This is a genomic window from Limnobacter sp., from assembly GCF_036405155.1.
In the GTDB taxonomy this organism is placed as follows: Bacteria; Pseudomonadota; Gammaproteobacteria; order Burkholderiales; family Burkholderiaceae_B; genus Limnobacter.
Map to the genome: position 1 here is coordinate 544,735 of NZ_DASWYD010000006.1, position 24,392 is coordinate 569,126.

The following is a 24,392-nucleotide window of genomic DNA, read 5'->3' on the forward strand; positions in this document are numbered from 1 at the left end:
GGCCAATTTCTTTTGTTATGGGTCACTTCATCGGACACTGCGTTTCAATAGAGAATAATCGAACACAGCCCCGTTATTCAAGAAAATTTACAAATTATTCATATAGTTGAGCAGCGTTCTCAAAACAGGTTCTAAGAAGTACACCGGCTGCGCTGTAACAAATTCGCCAATTTGCATGTGTTGCTCCACGCCAATTCATTGTAGAACAAAGCAATGCCGAAGAAGGGCCTCAAGACTGCCGTTTCGCGCTGGCTTTCAGAATTTCAACAGGGACCACCGTCTCAAGACGCTGTTTGATTCGCGTGCGGTCCTTCACCTCACCCGCCAACTGCCCACAGGCTGCATCAATGTCATCACCGCGGGTTTTGCGCACAGTGGTAACCACCCCCGCTTCGGACAAAATATCCACAAATGCTTTGATGGCCGGCGTTTTGGACTTGTGCAAACCCGATTCCGGAAACGGATTGAACGGAATCAAGTTGAATTTGCAGGGCACCACCTTCGCAATGTCCAGCAATTGGCGCGCATGGTCTGGCGTGTCGTTGACGCCATCGAGCATCACATACTCAAACGTGATGAAATCGCGGGGTGCAAATCGCAGGTAACGCAAACACGCATCCAGCAATTCCCTCAACGGATATTTTTTGTTCAATGGCACAAGGTGATCACGCAACGCGTCGTTGGGTGCATGCAAAGAAACAGCCAAAGCGACCGGGCAATCCTGGGACAATCGGTCCATAAAAGGCACCACACCCGAGGTGGACACTGTGACCCGCCGGCGCGACAGTCCGTAGGCCATGTCATCCAGCATCAACTGCAAGGCAGGCACCAACGCATCGTAATTGAGCAGGGGTTCGCCCATGCCCATCATCACCACATTGGTCACCGGGCGCTCTTGGGCAAACACATGGTCACCCGCCTCTTTCAGCAGCACGTTGGCTTTCCACAACTGGGCCACAATTTCTGCCGTGCTCAGGTTTCGTGAAAAACCCTGCTTGCCTGTGGAGCAAAACCGGCAATTGACCGCACAACCCGCCTGCGAGCTCACGCACAGAGTGCCGCGCCGCTCTTCAGGGATAAACACGGTTTCCACGGCGTCGCCATTGCCCACATCGAACAACCATTTGCGCGTGCCATCGCGGGATTTGTGATCGGAAATAATGCCAGGCGACTGCACACAAGCCTTGGCCTGCAGGTTTTGACGGAAGGACTTTGCGAGGTCGGTCATGGCCTCGAAGTCGGCAACCCCGCCCTGGTGGATCCACTTGGCCAGTTGCTTGGCACGAAACGGTTTTTCACCCAGCGCTGTGCACCACTGCACCAGCTCCGGCACTGAATATTCCAGCAGGTTGTCCAAGGTATTGCCCATATGCTCGAATGAAAAACGGGAGCGTTCACGCCCCCGCTTAATCTACCACTTCACAAAACAATTTGGCCGGTGATGTACGAAGCGACACCGGCCAGCGTAAGCCAATCAGCGTGCAAATACCTGGGAAGACGGGAAGAAATAGGCGATTTCAACAGCTGCTGTGTCAGCACCATCGGAACCATGAACCGCGTTGGCGTCAATGCTTTCAGCGAAGTCGGCACGAATGGTGCCAGCAGCGGCTTCTTTGGGATTGGTTGCACCCATCAATTCACGGTTTTTGGCAATGGCGTTTTCGCCTTCCAGAACCTGAATCATCACTGGACCGGAGATCATGAAATCCACCAGGTCTTTGAAGAAAGGACGGGCTTTGTGAACAGCGTAAAAGCCTTCGGCTTCAGCGCGGGACAGGTGAGCCATGCGGGCAGCCACCACCTTCAGGCCAGCGCCTTCGAAACGGGAATAGATTTGACCAATCACGTTTTTGGCAACTGCGTCGGGTTTGATGATGGACAGGGTGCGTTCGATTGCCATGAGGACAACTCCAGAAATGATCGAAAAGTTTGAAAAGACTGAGAAAATTAGCCTTACATTATAGCCCGTCCGTGTGAATTTTGCTTTGCATCACTCTAAAAAACTCCCTCTAGGCCCGGTCATGGGCTTGATTTGCAACTTTTCAGCCCTACCATTACTCTAAATCCATACACAGCTTGGGCTTATTCATGAGCCTGGGCATTCACCAGGGAGTGATTGATTCATGTCTGACTACAACGTGACCTCGTTTGGACGATCTGCAGACACCGTCGTGGTGCAAGACACCAACCGTGTGCTGCGCAACACCTATTTTCTGCTGGCCCTGTCCATGATACCGACGGCGCTGGGTGCCACCTTGGGTGTTCAGTTTGGCTTTTTCCGCTTGTTTGCAGGCAGCCCCCTTGTGTCGTTTCTCGTCATGATGGCGGCCATGTTTGGCTTTGTCTGGGGCATTCAGCGCAACAAAGACAACGGGCTCGGTGTGGTGCTCATGTTGGGCTTTACCTTTTTCATGGGCTTGATGCTGTCCGGCATCCTGTCTGTGGCCTTGCGGTACAGCAACGGTGGCTCCATCATCGCCATGGCCTCACTGGGTACCGGTGCCATTTTCTTTGGTTTGGCCAGCTATGCGGCAGTGACCAAGCGCGACTTCACCACCATGGGCAAAACCCTGTTTGTGGTCCTGATGATGGTGTTGGTGGCCTCAGTGGCCAACATTTTCCTGAAAATGCCAGCCCTGTCACTGACCATTTCAACGCTGTGTGTGGGCCTGTTTTCGATGTTCCTGCTGTATGACCTGCAACGCGTGATGCGCGGTGGCGAGGACAACTACATCACCGCGGCATTGGCCATTTACCTGGACCTGTACAACCTGTTCGTGAACCTGCTGCAACTGCTGATGGCGTTTGCCGGCGGTGATCGCGATTGATGACACAGCGCAGCATTGAAAGTACTTGCAATGTGCGTTTAAAAAGCGCAAATTGAAAGCTCAACAGGTCGATATAGTATCGACCGCCAAGTTGGAGAGGCCAGTCTCCAACGTAAACGGGGCCCCTAGGGCCCCGTTTGTTATTGTGCGGACAGTATTTCCGGGGCGTCAGTGCCCTGCTCCAGCGGCACCCAATCAGCCCTCCGCTCAAACACGGCAATCGACTCCACATGCGATGTGTGCGGGAACATGTTGATGACGCCCGCCTGCTTGAGTACATAAGGCCCTGCGCAACACAGCACGGCCACATCCCTGGCCAAGGTTGCCGGGTTGCACGACACATACACAATCCGACTGGGCTGGTGTGCAGGCTTTGCACCGACAATGGCTTTGCAAATCGCGAGCGCACCATCCCGCGGCGGGTCAATCAACACTTTGTCGAATTGGCCCCAACTTTCCCATTCCGGGCTTTCAACCTCAAACAGGTTGCGAACATGAAACTCTGTTTTGCCTTGCAGGCCATTGAGCACTGCGTTTTCACCCGCCCGGTCAACCAGGTCTTGAGAGCCTTCAAAGCCTTTCACAAAGCGGCTTCGAGTGGCCAGGGGCAATGAGAAATTGCCCAAGCCACAAAACAGGTCCAACACGCGGTCCTCGGGTTTTAAGTCCAACAAGGACACGGCTCTACTCACCATGGAGTCGTTGATCAGGTGGTTAACCTGGGTAAAGTCTGTGGGCCTGAAACGCATCTGCACGCCAAAACTGGGAATGTGATAAGCCAGTTCACGGGGTACATTCGCTTCCAGACGATAGGCTGTTGCCGGGCCTTCCGGCTGCAGCCACCAGTCGATGTCGTTGGCTCGCCCAAATGAACGCAGCGTTTCCAGGTCACTCGCTGACAAAGGCTCCAGGTGGCGCAGCACCAAAGCGGTCACACCTTGCCCAACAGCCAGCTCAAGCTGGGGAATGCGGGTGTAGATGGACAAGGTTTCCAGCATGCGGCCAATCGGCACCAACAAGTCGGATATCCGTTTGGGCAGCACATGGCACTCGGTCATGGTGGCCACATAGCTGGACCCCTTCTCGTGGAAGCCCACCAGCATGCCGCCCTTTTTTTCGACAAAACGAACGGTGAGGCGCGCACGGTGGCGATAGCCCCAAGACGGCCCAACCATGGGGCGCATCATTTGCTCTGGTTTTTGCCGACCAATGCGCTCGAGCAAATCTTCGAGTGCCCGGTTTTTAATGGCCACCTGGGCGTCAGGCTCAATGTGCTGAACCGCGCAGCCGCCACACACGCCAAAATGCGGGCATTTGGGTTTGACGCGCAGGGCAGACTCGGAGAGCACTTGGCGTGTGATGGCTCGGGCATACGAAGGCTTGCTTCGCGTGACCTCGGCCACCACGGTTTCACCGGTGATGGCACCGTCCACAAAGTGTACTTTGCCATCGACATGGCCAACGCCATTGCCTTCAAGGTCGATGGACTCGACCACCAGCTGCACCTGGGCCGGTATGGCCGGTGTTCTGTTTCTGCTGCGTCCCATGTTTAAGTCTTAATAGCGTGTGATTGGTTGCTTATCGCTTGGGCAGGTAATCCATGGGGTCCACGGGCTTGCCTTGCTTGCGCACTTCAAAATGCAGCTTGGGACGGTCTGCATCAGACTGACCGGCCTCAGCAATTTTCTGTCCCTTGGTCACTGGATCACCCTCTTTGACCAACAAGGTTTTGTTGTGCGCATAGGCTGTCAGCAAATTGTTGTCGTGTTTGAGGATGATGAGGTTGCCATAGCCCCGCAACGCATTGCCGGAATACACCACCCTGCCCGCCTGGGCTGCCACCACGGGGTCGCCCACTTTGGCGGCAATGTCGAGGCCTTTGCTGCTGCCGGCTTTGTAGCCCTGCAAAACCTCACCTGGGTGCGGCCAGACAAAGCCCAATGTGGCTGCAAATGGTTTGGGTGGTTCAACGGGTGTGGTCTCAATCACCTTGGGTGCTTCAACCGGCTTGGCACCGCCTGCCGGTGCAACCGGGGTAACTTCCACGCCATTGCTGTCAGTCGTTGTACCGGCACCAGCGACTGCTGGCGCGGAAGAGATGCCCTCAACCTTCAGGCGTTGACCCACAAAAATTCTGTTCGGATCGGTGATGTTGTTGGCTCGGGCCAGCTCACGCCAATCCAAACCAAATTCCAAGGCGATCTTGTACAACGTATCGCCCCCCACCACGGTGTAGTAGCCATCCACAGCCTGGTAACCGCCTTCAACATTGCGAGTGGGCAAACGGTCAATCACGGGGGCCGGTTGATTCAAGGGTACAGATGTACAGGCGGCCAATACCGCAGAGGCCACACCAAGCAACAACAGGTGACGGGTGTTTTTCATTGTTCTCTTCTCCATGCCATCTCTATACCAAGTGCAGGCTCAGGCAGTGAGCCTAAACCTCACGGGTGCCCTTTAACAGGGGCACGAATTTTACCAAGTCTTTGTTTTCGCGGTGCCATTTGTCGGCCGCAAGGCGATCTACAGTGACCAGCACCTGCTTGTCCTGATCAGCCACTGGCACAATCAGCCGCCCGCCCACTTTCAACTGGCGCAGCAGCTCTTGGGGAATGTCCAGGCCAGCGGCGGCCACAATAATGACATCAAACGGTGCCAGCGTGGGCATGCCCAACAAACCATCACCGTGCAACACCTTCACTTTGGAGACCGCAGCGGCGGAGAGGTTCCTCACAGCCTTGTGATACAACGCTTCAATCCGTTCAATGCTGACCACCCGCTTGGACAGGCTGGCAAACACGGCGGCCTGATAACCACAGCCGGCGCCCACCTCCAGCACATGGTCCAAGGTTTTGCGACCCTGCAGGGCATATTCTGCAAAGCGGGCCACGGTGAAAGGCCGCGAAATGGTTTGCTGATGGCCGATCGGCAATGCAGCGTCCTCATAAGCCCTGGACGCAAACGCCTCATCCACAAACAGGTGACGGGGCACAGCACCCATGACGTCCAGCACTTGCTGATTGGCAATGCCCAATGTTTTCAACTTGGCCACCAGGTTTGCCCTCGCGCGGTCCGAGGTCAAACTCAAACCACCAATGCGCTCGGGCACGCGGTCCACCTTGCGGGCAGACTGCGGCATGAGCACAGGGGCAGGCTTGAAACGGGGCTTCTGGTCCATGCGCTTACAGCCAGGCCGCCACGGTGTTGATCAGGTTGAAATCGCTCAGGTCCGCTTTCAGGGGACTGACGGACACACGCCCCGCCTTGACGGCATAAAAATCGGTGCCAGGGCCTGCATCCTTGGCACTGCCCGGTGGGCCAATCCAGTACACCACCTCGTCTTTGGGGTTGGTGGTGGGAATGACAGGCTCTGCGTGGTGGCGTTTGCCCAAGCGTGTGCACTCATAGCCCTGCAACTCGTCATAGGGCAGCGGGGGAATGTTCACGTTCAGCAAGCAATGCTCAAGCCCCTGGGGCTTGTCCAAAAAGCGCTCCACAATTTCGGCGGCCACGCGGGCTGCACTGTCAAGGTGCGCATACCCTTTTCCGGCCAGCGAAAATGCAATGGCGGGCAGGCCACACTGGTAGCCTTCCATGGCTGCAGCCACGGTGCCGGAGTAAATCGTGTCGTCACCCATGTTGGCACCGTTGTTGATGCCAGACAACACCAAATCAGGCCGCTGGTCCAGCAGACCAGTGACTGCAATGTGCACACAGTCGGTGGGCGTGCCGTTCACATAGCGAAAGCCGTTGGATGCTGTCCGAACGGTCAGGGGCCTGTCCAGCGTGAGGGAATTGGACGCACCGGAACGGTCCTGTTCAGGCGCCATCACATCAATGTGGATGGCAGTACCAAAGCGTTCGATGAGGGCTGCATGCAGGGCCAGAATGCCGGGTGCGCTGTAGCCGTCATCGTTGCTGATGAGGATGCGGGGCGTGCTGTGCAAGCTCATTACGCGGGCTCCTTGCGGCGAAACACCCACCGGGTGGCTGTGGATGCCTTGGCATCGTATTTGTAGCCATCCACATTGAATTTTTTCAGTTTCTCTGCCTCGGTGATTCGGTGGTCAATGAGGTAACGGGCCATCAGACCACGGGCCTTTTTGGCAAAGAAACTGATGACTTTGTACTGGCCATTTTTTTCATCCTGAAACACCGGTTCAATCACGGTGGCTTTCAGGGCTTTCACATCCACCGATTTGAAATACTCATCCGAGGCGAGGTTGACCAGCACAGGGTTATCGCCTTTCAATTCTTTGTTCAAAGCGGGTGCAATGGTGTCTTTCCAATAGCTGTACAGGTTTTCACCCTTGGCGTTTGGCAAGCGGGTGCCCATTTCCAATCGGTACGGTTGCATAAGGTCGAGTGGGCGCAGAATGCCGTACAAGCCAGACAGGATGCGAACATGCGCTTGTGCAAATTTCAGCCCGTCTTCATCCAGGGTTTTTGCATCCAGGCCGTCGTAGACATCGCCATTGAAAGCCAACACGGCGGGGCGTGAATTGCGTTTGGTGAATGAGGTCGACCATTCGGCATAGCGGGTCGCGTTGAGCACAGCCAGTTTGTCGGAAATCGACATCAGTTCGCCCAAGGCCGCTGGGCTCATGGGGCGCAGCGTTTCCACCAAAGCCTCAGCCTGCGGCACAAACTGCGGTTTGGTGCTCAGCGTGGTGGACAAAGGGGTTTCGTAATCCAGCGATTTGGCAGGCGACAGTACAGCTAGCAACATGGCGCAACTCGAACTCGGAATGAAGAACACTCAAACCGACATTATCGCAGGAAGTGGTGAAACAAAGGATGCGGGCGGACCCGATGGCAGGAAAAACTGGGCTGGCTGCGTGGTGTGGTGGCCGCGGGGCGAATCGTGTCGCCCCGCTTTGGCCGAGTCTCCCAGGCTGTCCCTCCCGAAGATGTTCTTTGTACCGTTTGAGCACTCAATTGGATTCAGAAACACTGCCGGTGAATTGCGGGTTGGCAATTTTCAATTTACTGGATATAATTACAGCACATGACTTTGAGAGTGCCACCATGAAAGGCTTGACCGCTCGCCAGCAAGAAATTCTGGACCTGATTCGCGAACAGATTGCGCAATTTGGCCGCCCACCCACACGGGCAGAAATTGCCAAAACATTGGGATTTCGCTCAGCCAACGCAGCTGAAGACCACCTGCAGGCCTTGGCCAAAAAAAATGTGATTGCGCTGGACGCCAGCACCTCCCGAGGCATTCGCCTGCTGGGCGACCATGCCGAAGGGTTGGATGAGCTGGTCGGTAAAGCCACCTCAACAGCCAGCACCATGGCCAACAAAGCAGCAAACCACATTGCAGCGCTGGCCGAGCAATTCATGCAACTCCCCTTGGTTGGGCGAGTGGCTGCAGGCAGCCCCATTCTGGCCCAGGAACATGTTGAAAAACATGTGCCGGTTGACCCTGCCCTGTTCCCGGACAAACCCGATTACCTGCTGAAAGTTCGTGGCATGTCCATGAAAGACATCGGCATTCTGGATGGTGACCTGCTGGCCGTGAAACGCACCAGCGAAGCACGGGCCGGGCAGGTGGTGGTGGCCCGCGTGAACGACGATGTCACCGTGAAACGGTTTTTCAAAAAGGGCCACGCGGTGGAACTGCATGCGGAAAACGCCGAGTTTGCACCCATCGAGGTGGACTTGCGCAAAGACAACTTTGCCATCGAAGGCTTGGCGGTTGGTTTGATCCGCCAAGGTCACCTGCACTGACATGCACGGCTTGCACGGGGCTTTCCATGTCATCCACACCCAAATTGCCTCTGGAAAATGGCGGCCAGCCGGCCGCCCCCCTGCTGCCTGAACACATTCACCCTGCCCTGTGGCGTGCCCACCAACTGGGCAGCGACACCTCTGCCCGCATACCCAGCGGCTTTGTTGAACTCGACCAGCAACTGCCCGGTGGCGGTTGGCCCACCCGAAATCTCATCGAACTGCTGTTGAAACACCAAGGCATTGGTGAACTGCGTTTTCTCATGCCGGTGTTGCGGCGCCTGTCGCTGGAAGAACGCAAACTGGTGATGGTTGCCCCCCCGCACCTGCCACTCACCCCTGTGTTTGAGCAGTATGGCGTAAACCTGAAACAACTCACACTGATACAAACCAGCAAACCCCAAGACCGCCTGTGGGCGGTTGAACAACTGCTGCGCAGCGATGCATTTGGCGCACTCTTGGTGTGGTTGCCCGAAGACAAGCAACTGGTCAGCCCGGCCACGCTGCGGCGTTTGCAATACCAGTCCAACCGCAGCGCTGGCCTCAGTTTCGTGTTTCGGCCCCTGCATGCGCAACACCAACCCTCACCGGCCTCGCTGCGCCTGTGCCTGACCGCACAAAGCCCGCACCGTTTGCGGGTGCACCTCATCAAACGGCGAGGCCCGGTCATGGAACAGCCCTTGAGCATTGCCTTACCCACACCGCACAGCGCCCTGCCCGGCCTGATGCTTGAACACGAACTGAACGCCACGATTGGCCCACGCTCACAGGAGGTTTATGGTGCGCTGGATCGCCGTGAGATTCACACCCACACCCCAGGCAAGCCGCAACAAACCCTCTTCTGAACCCTGGGTACTGCAAAGGCAAACCGAGGTGTACGCGCGCCTGGAGCGCTTCACACCCACCATTTGCCTGCGGCAGGACCAACACCAAGCCAACCGGGGTTGGCTATTGGAAGTGGCCAGTTGCGAGCGCCTGTTTGGGGGGTTGGATGGATTGCTGAACGCTGTGTGGGAAAGCCTGTGCGGACTGGAATTTCCAGTCTGTCTGGGCCGCCACACCACGGCCACAGGCGCTTGGTGGCTCTGCAAAGGCCACGCCGTACAACAACATGCCGACTGGATGGAACAGGACAGCACGCCAGCGCTGGAAACCTTGCCAGTTGAGGTGTTGGACGCCCCGCCGCAAACCCTGCAGACCTTGGAACAATGCGGGTTTCACACATTGGCTCAACTGATGAGCCTGCCACGGGACGGTTTCATCCAGCGGTTTGGCAATACCCTGCGGGGCGAGCTGGACTCCGGGTTTGGCTTGCAGCACCCCGATGCACCGGTGCTAAAGATTCACACGCCGGTTGAATGTTTTGAACATCGGGAAGAATTGCCTTTTCACACGCAGCAGCAGGATGCCGTGCTTCGGCATGCAGAGCGGCTGCTAAAGCGTTTGGAAGATTGGCTGAACACACGTCAGCAACACACCCGTGCGCTGCACTGGACATTCGAACAAGCCCATGAACAGGTTGAACTGGCCCTGCGCAGTGCACAGCCCATGCACCAGGCCAATGGCTGGCTTCACCTCTTGAAACATCGCCTGCAGCGCTTGCCTTTCACAGACGATGTACGCCATGTGCGCCTGCGCTGCGAACAAACCGAACCCTGGAAAACCCACAGCCTGAACCTGTTTCCCAGTGCAGCAGAAACCGAAACCCACTGGGACAACACCTGCGACTTGCTGCGTGCGCGACTGGGCGAGCAAGCTGTGCTGTTTGCACACACAGCGCCAGACCCACGGCCTGAACACAGCCTTCAGTTTGAACAAACACCCACACACAACACACGGCACAAACAACCCGCGGTGTTACCCGGCAGCACGCCGCGCCCACTGTGGTTGTTGGCACAGGCGCGTGCCCTACAAGGCGGGCCACCCAGCTGGACCGCGAACAGCCCCTGGCAATTGTTGTCAGGCCCGGAACGGGTGAATTACGGCTGGTGGGACGATACGCCATGTCAACGGGACTATTACTGCGCACTCAATCCCCAACGCAGCATGGTCTGGATTTATCAGGATTTGCAAACCACGCCACACCAGTGGTATTGGCATGGCGTGTTTGCATGAATACTGAACAACACCTTCCCGGGTTTGCCGAGTTGCTGTGCACCAGCAACTTCAGTTTTTTAAAGGGTGCCTCCCACCCCGAAGAGCTGGTGCTGCAGGCCAGCAGGCTGGGTTACCGCAGCCTGGCCATCACCGATGAATGCTCACTGGCTGGCATTGTGCGCGCCCACGAAGCAGCGCGTGAACACAGCATTCACCTGATTGTGGGCGCCCAATTTGAGCTGGACAGCAGCAGTGAGTTTGCAGGCCAGTGTTTTGCGCTGCTGGTCAAAAACCGCGAAGGCTACACGCAATTGTGCAGGCTCATTACGCGAGCCCGAACCCGCGCAGACAAGGGGCAGTACACCATCACACACCGTGACTTGGCCAACCCCCTGCCCGGCCTGCTGCTCTTGCTCATTCCACAAGACAGCAACAAGGCGGGGTTTCCAGCTTTTCTGGCCTGGTGCAGCAGCCGTTACACCGGCAGAATTGGCGTGGTGGCCCACATGCCCCAACAAGGTTTTGACACCGCATGGGCCACTCAACTGCGCACTTTGGCAGGCCTCTACCAGTGCCCGGTGCTGGCCAGTAACCGGGCCGTGATGCACGCACCCGACCGCAAACCCCTGCACGACGTGCTGACTGCGATTCGCTGCAATGGCAGTTTGCAGGCTGTGCGCAGCGAACTGCTGCCCAACTGCAGTCGCAGCCTGCACACCCGTGCCCAACTGGCGCAGCTTTACCCGGCCGACTGGCTGGACAACACACTGCACTGGGCAGCGCAATGTGGCTTTTCCATGGACGAGCTGAAATACCAGTACCCCCGTGAGGTGTGCCCGGAGGGCCTGAGCCCGGCAGAGTACCTAAGTACACTGGTCAAGCAAGGGGCTGAACAACGCTTTCCCGAGGGCATACCCGACACAGTTCAAAAGCAGATGGACCACGAACTGCAGTTGATTGCAGAACTGCAGTACGAGGCCTACTTCCTGACGGTGCATGACATTGTTCGCTTTGCCCGCAGCCAAAACATTTTGTGCCAGGGGCGAGGATCAGCTGCCAATTCCGTGGTGTGTTACTGCCTGTACATCACCGAGGTCAACCCGGCTGACATGGCGGTGCTGTTTGAACGGTTCATCAGCCGTGAACGCAACGAGCCCCCCGACATTGATGTGGACTTTGAGCACAGCCGCCGGGAGGAAGTGATCCAGTACATTTATCGCAAATACGGCAGGCACAGGGCTGCGTTGGCAGCCAGTGTGGTGGTGTATCGCCCACGCTCGGCCATTCGGGATGCCGGCAAAGCCCTGGGCCTGGCACCTGAATTGATTGAACAGATTGCCACCTCGCAAGATGGTGGATACAACCGGGTGATGAACCTGGAGCATGCCCAACAAGCGGGCCTGAATACACAGGACCCTGTGGTGCGGCGCTGCCTGTTTTTTGCGGAAGAACTGCTGCGCTTTCCCAGGCATTTGTCGCAACACACCGGTGGCTTTGTGATTGCCCGCGACAGCCTGGATGAATTGGTTCCGGTTGAAAACGCGGCCATGGCCGAACGCACCGTGATCCAGTGGGACAAGGACGACCTGGACGCCATGGGCCTGATGAAAGTGGACGTGCTGGCCCTGGGTATGTTGAGCGCCATTCGGCTCACCTTGGATGAATTGCAGCACAAGCCTGGCGCGCCCCACAGGCTGCAGGACATCCCACCCGAAGAACCCGAGACCTACCGCATGATGAGCAACGCCGACACCATCGGCGTGTTCCAAGTAGAAAGCCGGGCCCAAATGGGCATGCTCCCAAGGCTGCGCCCCAAGGAATTTTATGACCTGGTGATCCAGGTGGCCATTGTGCGGCCTGGCCCCATCCAGGGTGGCATGGTGCACCCCTACTTGAAGCGCCGGCAAAACCCAGCTGCCGTGGAATACCCGTCAGATGCCTTGAAAACCGCATTGGAACGCACCTTGGGTGTGCCCATTTTTCAGGAACAGGTCATGCAGATTGCCATTCTGGCGGCCGGATTTTCACCAGGGGAAGCCGACCAGCTTCGCCGGGGCATGGCCGCCTGGAAGCGACGCGGTGGCCTTCACCATTTTTACGACCGTGTGGTGGGTGGCATGCTGGAACGGGGCTACACCCGGGAATTTGCAGAAAGCATTTTTCGGCAAATGGAAGGCTTTGGTGAGTATGGTTTTCCGGAAAGCCATGCAGCCAGTTTTGCAAAGCTGGTCTACCTGTCCGCATGGCTGAAATGCAACCACCCCGATGCTTTTTTGTGTGGCCTGCTCAATGCGCAGCCCATGGGCTTTTACGCCCCCGCGCAACTGATTCAAGACGCCCAACGGCATGGCGTGCAGGTGTTGCCAGTGGATGTACAGTGCAGCGCCGTTGACAGCCACCTGGAATGCCCCGTGACCCGTGACGACCATGCCCGAACACGGCTTGCCAACAATCGCCTGCTGTACCCGGTCCGCTTGGGGTTTAACCGCATCAGTGGTTTAAAGCAGGCGGCAGCACAACGCATTGTGGAAGCCCGGCAAGCTGGTCGCTTTCAGAGTGTGGAAGACCTCAGCAAACGCGCACAGCTGGACCGCCGCGACCTGCAAGCCCTGGCCGATGCCGATGCGTTGAAGCCACTGGCCGGGCATCGACGACAGGCTGTTTGGCAAAGCACAGGCTTGGACCACCACAAGGATTTGCTGCAACAAACCCGCCAAAGCGAAACCACCGTGACACTGCCGCCCGCCAGTGCCCTGCAAGACATGCTGGCGGACTACCGATCGTTGGGGGCCAGCCTTGAGCACCATCCCATCACATTCTTGCGGGCGCATTTGGCCAAGCACCGCATACAACCCATCAGCACCCTGAAAACCTACCCCGATGGCCGGCTGGCCAGGGCCTGCGGGTTGGTGACCCACCGCCAACGCCCGGCCACCGCCAAAGGCACCGTGTTTTTAAACCTGGAAGACGAAACCGGTCATGTGAATGTGATTGTGTGGAATGAGCTGGCCGAACAACAGCGACAGATATTGCGCAATGCCACGGTGATGGGCGTTTTTGGCATTTGGCAACAGCAAGGGGAAGTGGTCAGCCTGTTGGCCAAAAAACTGGTGGACTACACCCCCTTGCTGACGGAGCTTACCGTGCATTCCCGGGACTTTCGCTAGCCGAGGCAGCGGCATTAAATGTCCACATCCACCAGGTTACCTTTCTCTTCCAGCCAGGTGCGGCGTGCACCACTTTCCGTGCGCCCCATGAGCATGTGCATCATGGCGTTGGTTTGATCGGTGTCCAGCTCACCCAGCGTGACGGGCAGCAAACGGCGAGTGTCCGGGTTCAGCGTGGTTTCCCACAGCTGCTCTGCATTCATCTCGCCCAAACCCTTGAAGCGGGAAATCTTGATGTTGTGTTCCTTCACACCTTCTTTGGATAGTTTGTCCTGAACGGCAAACAACTCGGCTTCGTCCAGGCAATACAATTTGCGCGCCGGTTTTTTACCCATGGCGGGCACATCCACCCGGAACAAGGGTGGGCGGGCCACATACACATGGCGGTGGCGAATCAGGGCCGGGAAATGCCGATAAAACAGCGTGAGCAGCAGCACTTGAATGTGCGAGCCGTCCACATCCGCATCGGACAGAATACAAATTTTTCCATACCGCAAACCAGACAGGTCAGGTTCGTCTGAGACCGCGTGCGGATCCACCCCAATGGCCACCGAAATGTCGTGAATTTCCTGGTTGGCAAACAAACGGTCCTTGTCGGTTTCCCAGGCATTCAGTACTTTGCCCCGCAACGGCAACACGGCCTGAAACTCTTTGTCTCGACCCATTTTGGCAGAACCGCCAGCCGAATCCCCTTCGACCAAAAACACTTCATTCAGGGTGATGTCGGTGCTTTCGCAGTCGGTGAGTTTGCCCGGCAAAATGGCCACTGAAGAACTTTTCTTTTTTTCTACTTTTTGCGCGGCACGTGAGCGGGCCTGTGCCTGCTTGATGGCAAGCTCCGCAATCTTTTTGGCGTCTTCCACGTGCTGGTTCAACCACAACTCAAACACCGGACGCACCAGTGATGACACCAGCTTCACAGCATCACGACTGTTCAGACGTTCCTTGATTTGACCCTGAAACTGGGGGTCGAGCACCTTGGCCGACAACACAAAACACGCCTTGGAGAAAATGTCGTCAGGCATCAGCTTGATGCCCTTGGGCAGCAACGAATGCAGTTCGCAAAACAACTTCACCGCTTGAAACACGGCCTCTCGAAGGCCCGACTCGTGCGTACCGCCAGCAGGCGTTGGAATGAGGTTCACATAACTTTCGCGCACGGGCGCACCTTCGGACACAAACGCCAGGGCCCAGGCAGCACCCTCACCTTCTGCGAAGCCCTCGTCACGCTTCAGGTCCACAGTGAGGTCACCCGAGAACAGGGGTGCCACCAACTCGCGCTCCATCAGTTCTTCACGCAAAAAACCTGTCAAACCATCGTCAAACTTCCACTTGCGGGCTTCGCCGGATTTTTCGAGCACCAGCACCACTTCCACACCCTTGAGCAGCACTGCTTTGCTGCGCAACAGGCGCTCCAGTTCAGCCATGGGGAGTGCTGGCGAATCAAAATATTTGGGGTCAGGCCACACCCGGACCAAAGTGCCTTTTTTGGGGTCACCCGAGGTTTGTGGGCGAACCTTGAGTTGTTCCACCACATCACCGCCTGAAAACGCCATGGAGCCCACCTGCTTGTCGCGCACGGCCGACACCTCCAGGCGGGTGCTGAGGGCGTTCGTCACCGACACACCCACCCCATGCAAACCGCCCGAGAACCGATAGGCACCGCCATCGGCCTTGTTGAACTTGCCACCCGCATGCAAACGGGTAAACACCAATTCAATCACCGGGACTTGCTCCTCCGGGTGCAGGCCGATGGGAATACCCCGCCCTTCGTCCTGAACAGACACGCTGCCGTCGGTGTGCACGGTCACCGTGATACGAGAGCCAAAGCCACCCAAGGCCTCGTCAGCGGCGTTGTCGATCACTTCCTGAATGATGTGCAAGGGGCAGTCGGTGCGGGTGTACATGCCCGGTCGCTGTTTGACCGGCTCCAGGCCTTTCAACACACGAATGGACGATTCTTGATACTGGCTCATGGTTGGATCGCTTAAAAACACCCTTGGATGATATCAACAACCAGTGCCCCTTCCCGATTGTTGGAACCAATTCCTGGAGGTCTCGCACTCAGTGCAAGAGTGAATTCAGGAAGGCAAGCAAATAGATGCGACTAGCACATTTCAAGGGTGTTGAGAATTTACAACCCGGCGAGTCGCTTCGAATGATTAACTCCCGGACTCGATTGTTGAGAGATTGCTACCCTTGCCGCTTGAACAAACCACCCGCGCCGAGGAATCAATGCAATCCATCCCATTTCAAGTTGAGAGGTTTGCCGTGACCCCCAAGCTGACCCCCTTGAAAATCGCTGGCATTCAGCAGTGTGACACCGATCGGGTGGCAACAACCCGTTCCGAATTTGAAAGTCTGATTGCAAAACAAGACAAACGTCTGCGCAATTTCATCGTGAAACATTTTCGGGATGAAAACGCCGTTGAAGATGTGTTTCAACAAACCCTGATCGAGGCCTACTGTTGCTGGGACAGTTTTCGGGGTGACGCCAAACGGGCCACTTGGCTGTTCGGCATCGCACTGAACATCATCCGCAACATGTCGAGGCGGTCGCCCCAGTTCCGCTTTAATTTCACCACAGACGATGAGCTGGAGCATGAGCAAGCCGAGGGTGCAGACCCCTTGTCCCACTGCATGAAAAACGAGTTCAGTATTAAACTACAGAGTGCCATTGATAAATTGCCCATTGACCTTCGAGAGACATTGGTGCTGGTGGTACAAAACGGCAACTCGTACCAGGAAACTGCCGATATCTTGGGTATCCCCATCGGTACTGTTCGATCACGGATATCTCGGTCTCGCGCGCAATTAAAAAACATTTACGATCAGTACATGGACTGATGCAGACTGCACAAGCCACAGAACCGACACGACAAAGGATGCCTTTGCAGGACGCCACGGTCTTGATTCTCGCCCAACTTGGCCTGAAATGTCCTCAATCTTCTGTGGCCGAGGCTACACAAGGCTTTCGGATTGAATTCGACAATCAATTTTTTGTAGAACTCCACGCCATCTCCCCTGACATTTGCCGCGTCAGTTCACGCATCAGCCGGCTGGCCAAATCACTTGAAACGCAAAACCGCCAGATTGAAAAAGCATTGAGCCTTCAACAGGACTTGGGCGAGCGAACGCCCAGAAATGTGGCCTTGGCCATTTCAGGGCATGACAACTGTTTGCGGAGTGTATTGGACTTGGAGGGTGGTGCGTGTTTTGCCGATGGCCAAGTTCAGGAGGAGATTACCGAGAACTTGATGCGTCAATTCCAGGCATTTGTACACTATGCCTACGCATTAAAAAGTACCTTTGTAAACGCTGCCACGTAATGTCTTGGTAAGCCAACAACACAGTGGAACAGCAATCGCTCAAAAGTTGGAACACGCAAGACTAGGCGCGTTCAGCGCTCACCACATCCAATTCATTCAGTAAGCCCTCAATCCATTGCTCGAAAGCCTGCTGGGCACGATCGGATGAGTCAAAGGTGCGCCTACAACGAATTTCCAGCATGTCGCGACCTTTCAGTTGTAGCTCTGAACCAGCCAGACTGCACAAACGCCAACGGTAGTCCAACCACTGTCGATGGCAGCGACTTTGGTATTCATCCAGGTGCAATTCCCAAGTGTATTCATGAACAGACGCTTGATGCTGGCGCAGTGCAAACCAGCCGAGACCCGCTTGCACACGCTCTTCCAGCGTTATCCAGCGGTCTTCGGCGTTAGGGTTTGCTGCCATACACTGATAAAAAGTGGGTTGACTTAAGAATGCGCACAGCCATCTTGCTGAAGCTGCGCCAGTTGTTGCCCAGGCGGGGCGATGGGTACCAAGGAAACGGGGCGCAGGTGACGGTTCTGCAACTGGGCCAAGATGCGATCAAACTGGGCACACCGCGCTACAGCGACGCTGTGGGTTGAACCAGCCGCACCCGAAGTGGCCGATGGGGCTGATTGTTGAGGTACGAACGAGCCAGAAGAATTGATCATAAAAAGTATCCAAGGGTTTTATTTGAGTGGAATTTCTGGCCTGGAGGTTCCATTTGTATGCAGACTGTCGCTTACATCGCCATCCTGCCGTCGCAAACGGTAGTACAAGGCGTGTAACGGCAAACCCAATTCGACACTGGCCGATTTTGCGCAACCCTGGTGACGTTTTAGCGACTGCTGAATCAGCGCCGTTTCAAAGGCGATCACCCGTTCCTTCAACCCAACAGAACCGTGATTTGTCCTCAAGGAGGGATCGAGCAAAGGGAAGTCCAGGCCAATGACTTGACGCTGTGCGCAGGCCTGCAATTCGCGTACGTTGCCTGGCCAGGGATGGCTCAACAATTGATCCACCCAATCGGCTGTCAGCGAGGGCAAGGGGCGCTGAAAGCGCTGCGCAAATAGCGCCAGAAAATGCTCATACAGCGGAATGATGTCTTCCAAGCGGTCACGCAGCGCGGGAAGTTGCACTTGCGACACGTGCAACCGGAAATACAGGTCTTCACGAAAACGGCCAGCCGCGATCAAAGCAGGAAAATCGACTTTGGTGGACGCAATAACCCGACAGTCAGACTCTGCATAGTGATGCCCCCCCAAGCGCGTTGCACCGCGATACTGCAGTGCGGTCAAGAGCTTTGCCTGACAAGCCAAACTCAAGCTGTCAATTTCATCCAGATACAGCGTCCCCTGATGGGCCAGTTCAAATTTACCCGGCCTGTCTTTGCTTGCTCCGGTGTACGCACCAGCGCTAACACCAAACAGTTCTGCCTCAAACAGGTTTTCGGGCAGCGCAGCACAATTGACATGAACAAACTGACCGCTGCTGCGTGACTGCTTGTGGAGCCAACGCGCTGCCGTGTCCTTACCCGCACCGGTTGGCCCCAGCAGAACCGTGTCCACAGTCAGGCTTTTCAAACACTCCAATTGCTGAACTGCATGCCTCATCCCGGGCGAGCGGACAAAATCTGTGTGGAATGGGTTGGAATCTGAAGGCTCATCCACTGAGCCTGACACAGCCAAATGCTGAGCAAAGGGCTGGGTTTTTGACAGTTTTTCCAATATCTGAACAGTAGACAATGGGTCCGGGGGTACGACTATGGATGCAAAAATCGGAATGTCGTGATACACATAGCTTTGCCAGGGCTGATCGATAAATCGAATAATTTGTGTCGCTGGGTCTCTACCCTCTGCCTTCAGCCGATCAATCAGGTTGACCAATTCATCCAGTGGGGAGTCCACCACAATCCAGTGACCGGGCAATTGCCGTCGACTCAATAAATCGTCCAAACGGACCTCTCGCAATTCGCTTTGCATTAGCAAGGCAGCGGCCCGAAGGCGGCTGCGCAGTTCTGGCGACCTAACACAGACGGTGAGTTGGTTCATGGCAAGGCTTGATAGCAGTGAGACCCTGCCATTGTGAGCGAGACATACGCAGAACGCCTCACCCACTGGTGCGGGTAACCCGCCCCGGTTCAATGTGTTTGTTCGCTTGGCGGCTCGTTTCGATCCATTTCCAGACGAAGCGCGTCCCGAGCCCGGGACAGTCTTGAGCGGACAGTGCCAATCGGCAAATCCAACTCGACAGCAGCATCCTGATAGCTCAGGCCCTCCAGCAACACCAACTGCACCACGCGTTGCATTTTCAAGGGCAGGTGCTCAATGGCGCCGCGAAGCATCTCGATGCGTTCGCGTTGTAATAAGGCCTGTTCAGGTTCCAGTTCACTGCTGCATGGCAGGTTGTTGATTTCGTCTTCACAATCGTCGTTGCAAAAGCGGTGACTGTCGTCGCGATAACGGAAGTTTTTGACCAGATTCAATGCGATACCAAACAGCCAGGTCTCGGGCTTTGATTCACCCCGAAAACGGGACCAGTTGCGAAACGCAGCCATGTGGGTTTGTTGCAGTACATCGTCCACCCAATCATCGCGCCGCAAATGCTTACGAATGAAATGGGTTAACCTGCTGCGTTGGGTGGTGAGCAGCGCTTCCAGTGCCCGGCGTTGTTCTGGGGCCAGTGCGGTTTCTTGAACCAGCTCGGTGACCATTGCTTGGGCCAACGGGTTGTCATGCGGGGGGTGCAAATCGTGTTGTGCGTTCGTCATCATGTGCTGGCCTCTGGAGGAAGTGTTCCCTGCCAGAAGTGCAGGCAGCGTGCCAAGGTTGCCAACAACGCAAGCGATTGAATTAATGGAACTAAAAAGGATTAGCTCGTCAGCGTTGTTTGAATTTTTGTACCAAACCCGGCAAAGCAAATGAGAAAATGCGAAACCGGGCTACGCCGACTTGGCCATTCAGTGCGGGCCGGTCGGTGGTGTAGAATACGGCGCTGGCATTGTGGTCCCGGTCGTATAATGGATAATACCGGCCCCTCCTAAGGGTCAAATACAGGTTCGATTCCTGTCCGGGGCACCAGTTCCAACCGTCCATCAACGCCCTGCCCTGCGGAACTTTCAGCAGGCCTGCGCGGTCAGTCGTCTTATTCTCCCGTGAGTTTTCCATGACAACACCAGGCGCAGTGAGCAGTGCCGAGTGGGTAGCGGCCATTCTGTTTGGTTTGGCGGTGCTCCACACCTTTTCCACCAAGCTATTCGCAAACCTGGCGCACAACAGCTCAACACACGCAGGCCTGTGGCATTGGTTGGCAGAAATTGAGGTGGTGTTTGGTGTGTGGGCACTGGTGTTGATGGTCAGCCTGTTTGCCTTGCTGGGCGAGCAACAGGCAGTGGCCTACCTGGACAGCCGCAATTTCACCGAACCTTTGTTTGTGTTTGCGATCATGGTGGTTGCAGCAAGTCGACCAATTTTGTTGACTGTCCAACACGCCATCGACCAATTGTCGAAGTGGCTCCCAGTGAACCGCAGCCATGCTGTGTACTGGTTGTGTTTGGGTGTACTGCCCCTGCTGGGCTCGTTCATCACCGAGCCAGCTGCGATGACACTGGCAGCACTGCTGCTGCGGGATCGTTTTTTCACCGACCAAGTCAGTGGACGTTTTCGTTATGCCACCTTGGGTGTGTTGTTTGTCAACATTTCAATCGGTGGGACCCTGACCAATTTTGCGGCACCACCTGTGCTGATGGTGGCAGCCAGCTGGAACTGGAGCACTGTGTTCATGCTGACCCAGTTTGGCTGGAAAGCCGCACTGGCTGTGGTGTTGAATGCAAGCCTGATAACCCTCTTGTTGCGGCGCGAGCTTCAAGGTTTGGACATGCCAGCCCCACTGGAAACTTCCGTACCTGCACTGGTCAGTGGCATTCACCTCGCATTTTTGATCGGGGTGATTGTGTTTGCACACCACCCGCCCGTGTTCATGGGCTTGCTGCTGTTTTTTATTGGTTACACGGAGGCCTACAAACAACACCAATCGCCCTTGATTTTGAAAGAGGCCTTGCTGGTTGGCTTTTTCCTGGCAGGTTTGGTGGTGTTGGGTGGCTTGCAACAATGGTGGCTGCAAGACACCTTGCTGGGCGTTAATTCTCAAGTGCTGTTCTTTTTGGCCACCGGGCTGACTGCCATCACGGACAATGCCGCGCTGACCTATCTGGCCTCGCTGGTCGAAGGCACCAGCGCTGAATTTCGGTATGCGATTGTCGCAGGCGCCGTTACTGGCGGTGGATTGACGGTGATTGCCAATGCCCCCAACCCAGCAGGTTTGTCGATTTTGAAGGACCGCTTCACCGACAGCACGGTCAACCCGTTCAAACTGTTGCTGGCGGCATTGCCAGCAACTGCGGTGGCAGCCGCGGCATTCATGGTGCTATAAAAAAACCCCGCCAGTGGCGGGGTTCAACTCGATTACTGCCTGGTCAGCCAAACCGTTCAGTTGGCCTGTTCGGAGGTAATGCGCCAGTGGCCATCTTCCTTGCTCAGTCGCAAGGTTTTCTGGGTCACTTCCTTGAAATTGTCCGAGCGATAATCCTGCTCAAATGTGGCCACTGCCGTGGCTGAATTGCCATCGGCGGTCACGTCAATGTTCAGTTTGGCCAATGACACCTCAATCGACTTCTTGCTGCTGATGCGCTGGCGGCGCTGCTTTTCCCACTTGTCGCGGGACAAAGCACCTGGCAACTCAAACTTGGGTGAATAGAAGCTGAGGTAGCCATTCACATCGCGTGCGCTCCAGGCTGCGGCCCAGTTGCTCACAGTTTCATTCACCTCGGCTTTCAGGGCACCCAAGTCAGGGCCTGCTGGTGCCGGCGCAGGGGCAGGTGCAGCTGGCTCTGCTGTTGCCGCAGCTGCGGCAGGTGACGCATCTGCAGGCATCGCCGGGGCTTCAGCAGGTGCTGGAGCAGCTGGGGCGGGTGCAGCAGGTGCCTCACTGCCCAACTCCTTGGGACGCAGTTGGTCCAGGCCCAGGAAGTGGCTGACCGGTTTCAATGCTTCGGCGTTGTTGATCATCAACTGGCCGCCATACACCACAATCAGCAGGCCGGTCATCATGGTGTACACCGGCAACAACCAACGTTCGTACTTGTAATAGAACGGACGGTGCTTGCTCTCGGCATCGGCCTTGTCCATTTCCGCTTCACCCACCACTTGTCGGGCCAGCAACTGGTTCAGCGCCACCGGTGGTGACAGGTAACCCAATTCAAACGCAGTGACCACAATCATCCAGAAATGCACGGGGTGAATGCCGTTGGAATAGGCAACAGGCGCAACGGTGGCGGACACCAAAATCACCGCACCGAATGGGTCCATCACCATGCCGATGAAAATCATGAGCAACATCAGCAAGGTGAGTGCAATCCACACGCTGCCCATGTCAGCAGGCACCAGACTCATAATGCCCGAACGTTCAATCATGCCACCCACACTGACCGACAAGGCCATCAGCATGATCAGCGCACCAATGTGACCAATGGTCTCGGTGGTGGCTGCACGCACGGCAAACTCCAGGCCTTGGTTCTGCTTTTTCTCCGAAGGCGTGTCGCCACCCACCTTGGTGGGGCCACCCCGCAGTTTGTCGAAAATAATCACGAACAGCATGATCACTGGCAACATCACTGGGGCCGTGAATTCGTCCAGCTTGGTGTCCAGCAGGTATTCGTAACCGAACACCACCAGCAACATGATGACGATGTACGGTGACACCGGCACCAAAGCCCGCAGTGACTGGGGCAAGGCATCTTTGGCCTTGGCCCGTTCAATGGCTCGCCCTTCAGACTTGAGCAAAGCGATGATGACAAACAGGGTGGATGTCATGATGAACACGAACAGACCCCAGCCATACAGTTCGCTGGTGGTCACTTCCTTGTTCAACGCGGCAATCACCACAATCAACAAGCAAGGGCGCAACACCACACCCAGAGAACCGGACATGGCCGCAGCGGCCAGTGCAAACTGGCGGCGGGCACCCACACCCAACACTTCACGGTACACAATGGCACCGGCCGCAATCACAAACACACCCGAAGCACCCGTGTAAGCCGTGGGCACAGCAGCGGCCAGCAGCACAATCCAGGTGAACACTTCAGGCGGCAGCTTCCAGGGACGAAGAATATCCATGAACAACTGCACCACGCGGGTTTGCTTCAACAGCATACCGGCCCACAGGTACAAAGCCAGGTTCAAGAAGATGGAAGCCAGCTCGGTGATTTGACCAAAGTAAATGGCCAAGCCTGCAACGTAGTCGTCCATGAAGAAGTTGAAGCCCGCATTGATGGCCATGAAGGCGTACAGCGGAATACTCAGCAAACCCAGGCCATATGAGCCACCCGGCTCGGCATGGGCGGGAATCTTCAACACATCGCGCAAGCTGATCAGTGACAAACCGGCGAACAAAATGATGGAAATCCAACTGATGGCAGGGTGCTCAACCGGCACACCAGAGTCCATTTGCAGCTTCAGGTAATAGCTGGTGGACACAAACATGATCAGGTTGGCGATCAACATGGCCACCGAATACACCTGGAAGTCTTTCCGGGTGCGGGGCGGACGCAAGTTGATGTGGTGATAGCCCATGGTGGTGGTTACAGCGGCAATGGCCACCATGACCAGCAGAATCAAGGGTCGGTTTTCAGTACCAAACTTGAAAATGCCAAAAAAGCCTGTCTCAAGGCTGCGGAAAGCTTTCAGCTCGGGGGTAATGGCCTTGCTGACTTTCTCGTACACGGCGTAGCGTTCCTGGCACAGGGAACGGGCCGCTTCCAGCGACTGGCGAATTTCATCGGGATTGACTTCCTGTGGACCAAACAGGGAATCCAGGTCAGACGCCGGCGCGTTTTTCGCTTTTTCAACTTCTTTGGCGACCAGCGAATCGATGTCCGGATTGGGGTCACAGGTGGGCTTTTCAGGATCGGCACGCAGCAGGAAGTACTGCACCTGCTTTTCCGAATCACCAAACATGCGCTCGCCCAAACGCAAAAGCTGGCCGTGAACCATCTCACCAGTGCCGATGATCAGGGTCAACAACAGCAAGGAGAAGATGGGTAAGCTGGACAACCATTCCTGCGGGGAACGACCGATCCACTTTTTTCCTGCGGAAGTCTGCATGACGAATCCTTATCAGTGCCAGCCCTTGGGCCAACGAACAAAACAATAGGTGTTTAGCAACTGTAAAAACGGGGGCATGCACATCCCCCGTTTTC

Annotated in this window: 21 protein-coding genes and 1 tRNA gene; 10 read left to right on the forward strand and 12 right to left on the reverse strand. The window is 56.0% G+C overall.

Going from position 1 to position 24,392, the window contains the following annotated elements; translation table 11 throughout:
- Nucleotides 1-229: 229 nt before the first annotated feature.
- Nucleotides 230-1,369, reverse strand: a complete 1,140-nt coding sequence (gene rlmN / locus VGE55_RS08855) for a 23S rRNA (adenine(2503)-C(2))-methyltransferase RlmN (RefSeq protein WP_331131338.1) — start codon at nt 1,367-1,369, stop codon at nt 230-232.
- A gap of 105 nt (nt 1,370-1,474) precedes the next feature.
- A complete protein-coding gene (gene ndk, locus VGE55_RS08860) occupies nt 1,475-1,900 on the reverse strand; it encodes a nucleoside-diphosphate kinase (RefSeq protein WP_331131339.1) in 426 nt (141 codons plus the stop codon).
- Between the two features lie 223 nt (nt 1,901-2,123).
- On the opposite strand from ndk, the gene VGE55_RS08865 reads away from it, so the two are divergent.
- Nucleotides 2,124-2,828, forward strand: a complete 705-nt coding sequence (locus tag VGE55_RS08865) for a Bax inhibitor-1/YccA family protein (protein ID WP_331131340.1) — start codon at nt 2,124-2,126, stop codon at nt 2,826-2,828.
- Nucleotides 2,829-2,968: 140 nt separating this feature from the next.
- On the opposite strand, the gene rlmD is transcribed toward VGE55_RS08865, so the two are convergent.
- The 5 genes from rlmD to yaaA are packed head-to-tail and all read right to left on the reverse strand — an operon-like array spanning nt 2,969 to nt 7,554.
- Entirely contained in the window at nt 2,969-4,375 is a 1,407-nt protein-coding gene (gene rlmD / locus VGE55_RS08870) for a 23S rRNA (uracil(1939)-C(5))-methyltransferase RlmD (RefSeq protein ID WP_331131341.1), read from the reverse strand.
- Nucleotides 4,376-4,406: 31 nt separating this feature from the next.
- A complete protein-coding gene (locus VGE55_RS08875; protein ID WP_331131342.1) occupies nt 4,407-5,213 on the reverse strand; it encodes a peptidoglycan DD-metalloendopeptidase family protein in 807 nt (268 codons plus the stop codon).
- Nucleotides 5,214-5,265: 52 nt separating this feature from the next.
- On the reverse strand, nt 5,266-6,006 hold the full coding sequence (locus tag VGE55_RS08880; RefSeq protein WP_331131343.1) for a protein-L-isoaspartate(D-aspartate) O-methyltransferase: 741 nt from the start codon (nt 6,004-6,006) through the stop codon (nt 5,266-5,268).
- A 4-nt stretch (nt 6,007-6,010) separates the two neighbouring features.
- Nucleotides 6,011-6,781 (reverse strand): 5'/3'-nucleotidase SurE, encoded by a 771-nt coding sequence (surE, locus tag VGE55_RS08885; protein WP_331131344.1) that lies wholly within the window; start codon nt 6,779-6,781, stop codon nt 6,011-6,013.
- Nucleotides 6,781-7,554: a peroxide stress protein YaaA gene (gene yaaA, locus VGE55_RS08890; RefSeq protein ID WP_331131649.1), complete on the reverse strand. Its 774-nt coding sequence runs from the start codon at nt 7,552-7,554 to the stop codon at nt 6,781-6,783. The genes surE and yaaA overlap by 1 nt, the downstream gene beginning before the upstream one ends.
- A gap of 302 nt (nt 7,555-7,856) precedes the next feature.
- Here yaaA and lexA point away from each other — a divergent pair, with 302 nt between their 5' ends.
- Genes lexA through VGE55_RS08910 form a run of 4 tightly spaced genes read left to right on the forward strand, consistent with a single transcriptional unit; the run spans nt 7,857 to nt 13,825 of the window.
- Nucleotides 7,857-8,561 carry a transcriptional repressor LexA gene (lexA, locus tag VGE55_RS08895; protein WP_331131345.1) on the forward strand — a complete coding sequence of 235 codons (705 nt, stop codon included), beginning with the start codon at nt 7,857-7,859 and terminating at the stop codon, nt 8,559-8,561.
- A gap of 26 nt (nt 8,562-8,587) precedes the next feature.
- The gene (gene imuA / locus VGE55_RS08900; RefSeq protein WP_331131346.1) at nt 8,588-9,406 is read left to right on the forward strand and encodes a translesion DNA synthesis-associated protein ImuA; all 819 of its coding nucleotides are present in this window, start codon (nt 8,588-8,590) and stop codon (nt 9,404-9,406) included.
- A complete protein-coding gene (locus VGE55_RS08905; RefSeq protein ID WP_331131347.1) occupies nt 9,357-10,676 on the forward strand; it encodes a DNA polymerase Y family protein in 1,320 nt (439 codons plus the stop codon). The genes imuA and VGE55_RS08905 overlap by 50 nt, the downstream gene beginning before the upstream one ends.
- A complete protein-coding gene (locus VGE55_RS08910) occupies nt 10,673-13,825 on the forward strand; it encodes an error-prone DNA polymerase (RefSeq protein ID WP_331131348.1) in 3,153 nt (1,050 codons plus the stop codon). Before VGE55_RS08905 ends, VGE55_RS08910 begins: the two co-directional genes overlap by 4 nt.
- A gap of 14 nt (nt 13,826-13,839) precedes the next feature.
- Here VGE55_RS08910 and VGE55_RS08915 read toward each other — a convergent pair whose 3' ends face one another.
- On the reverse strand, nt 13,840-15,801 hold the full coding sequence (locus VGE55_RS08915) for a DNA topoisomerase IV subunit B (RefSeq protein ID WP_331131349.1): 1,962 nt from the start codon (nt 15,799-15,801) through the stop codon (nt 13,840-13,842).
- Nucleotides 15,802-16,096: 295 nt separating this feature from the next.
- On the opposite strand from VGE55_RS08915, the gene VGE55_RS08920 reads away from it, so the two are divergent.
- Nucleotides 16,097-16,672 carry an RNA polymerase sigma factor gene (locus VGE55_RS08920; RefSeq protein ID WP_331131350.1) on the forward strand — a complete coding sequence of 192 codons (576 nt, stop codon included), beginning with the start codon at nt 16,097-16,099 and terminating at the stop codon, nt 16,670-16,672.
- Nucleotides 16,673-16,710: 38 nt separating this feature from the next.
- Nucleotides 16,711-17,154, forward strand: coding sequence for a hypothetical protein (locus VGE55_RS08925; RefSeq protein ID WP_331131351.1), 444 nt, complete (start codon nt 16,711-16,713; stop codon nt 17,152-17,154).
- A 61-nt stretch (nt 17,155-17,215) separates the two neighbouring features.
- On the opposite strand, the gene VGE55_RS08930 is transcribed toward VGE55_RS08925, so the two are convergent.
- Nucleotides 17,216-17,560, reverse strand: coding sequence for a hypothetical protein (locus VGE55_RS08930; RefSeq protein WP_331131352.1), 345 nt, complete (start codon nt 17,558-17,560; stop codon nt 17,216-17,218).
- 29 nt (nt 17,561-17,589) lie between these two features.
- Between VGE55_RS08930 and VGE55_RS08935 the strand changes: the two genes are divergently transcribed.
- Nucleotides 17,590-17,739, forward strand: a complete 150-nt coding sequence (locus tag VGE55_RS08935; RefSeq protein WP_331131353.1) for a hypothetical protein — start codon at nt 17,590-17,592, stop codon at nt 17,737-17,739.
- Between the two features lie 87 nt (nt 17,740-17,826).
- On the opposite strand, the gene VGE55_RS08940 is transcribed toward VGE55_RS08935, so the two are convergent.
- Together VGE55_RS08940 and VGE55_RS08945 are read right to left on the reverse strand one after the other, a co-directional pair.
- Entirely contained in the window at nt 17,827-19,188 is a 1,362-nt protein-coding gene (locus VGE55_RS08940; RefSeq protein ID WP_331131354.1) for a sigma-54 dependent transcriptional regulator, read from the reverse strand.
- Nucleotides 19,189-19,277: 89 nt separating this feature from the next.
- Nucleotides 19,278-19,910, reverse strand: coding sequence for an RNA polymerase sigma factor (locus tag VGE55_RS08945; RefSeq protein ID WP_331131355.1), 633 nt, complete (start codon nt 19,908-19,910; stop codon nt 19,278-19,280).
- 232 nt (nt 19,911-20,142) lie between these two features.
- Here VGE55_RS08945 and VGE55_RS08950 point away from each other — a divergent pair.
- Nucleotides 20,143-20,217 (forward strand) — tRNA-Arg (locus tag VGE55_RS08950).
- A gap of 85 nt (nt 20,218-20,302) precedes the next feature.
- Nucleotides 20,303-21,568, forward strand: a complete 1,266-nt coding sequence (locus tag VGE55_RS08955) for a putative Na+/H+ antiporter (RefSeq protein ID WP_331131356.1) — start codon at nt 20,303-20,305, stop codon at nt 21,566-21,568.
- A gap of 56 nt (nt 21,569-21,624) precedes the next feature.
- Here the strand turns inward: VGE55_RS08955 and VGE55_RS08960 are convergent, their stop codons facing one another.
- Nucleotides 21,625-24,297 (reverse strand): TRAP transporter large permease subunit, encoded by a 2,673-nt coding sequence (locus VGE55_RS08960; RefSeq protein WP_331131357.1) that lies wholly within the window; start codon nt 24,295-24,297, stop codon nt 21,625-21,627.
- Nucleotides 24,298-24,392: the final 95 nt, after the last annotated feature.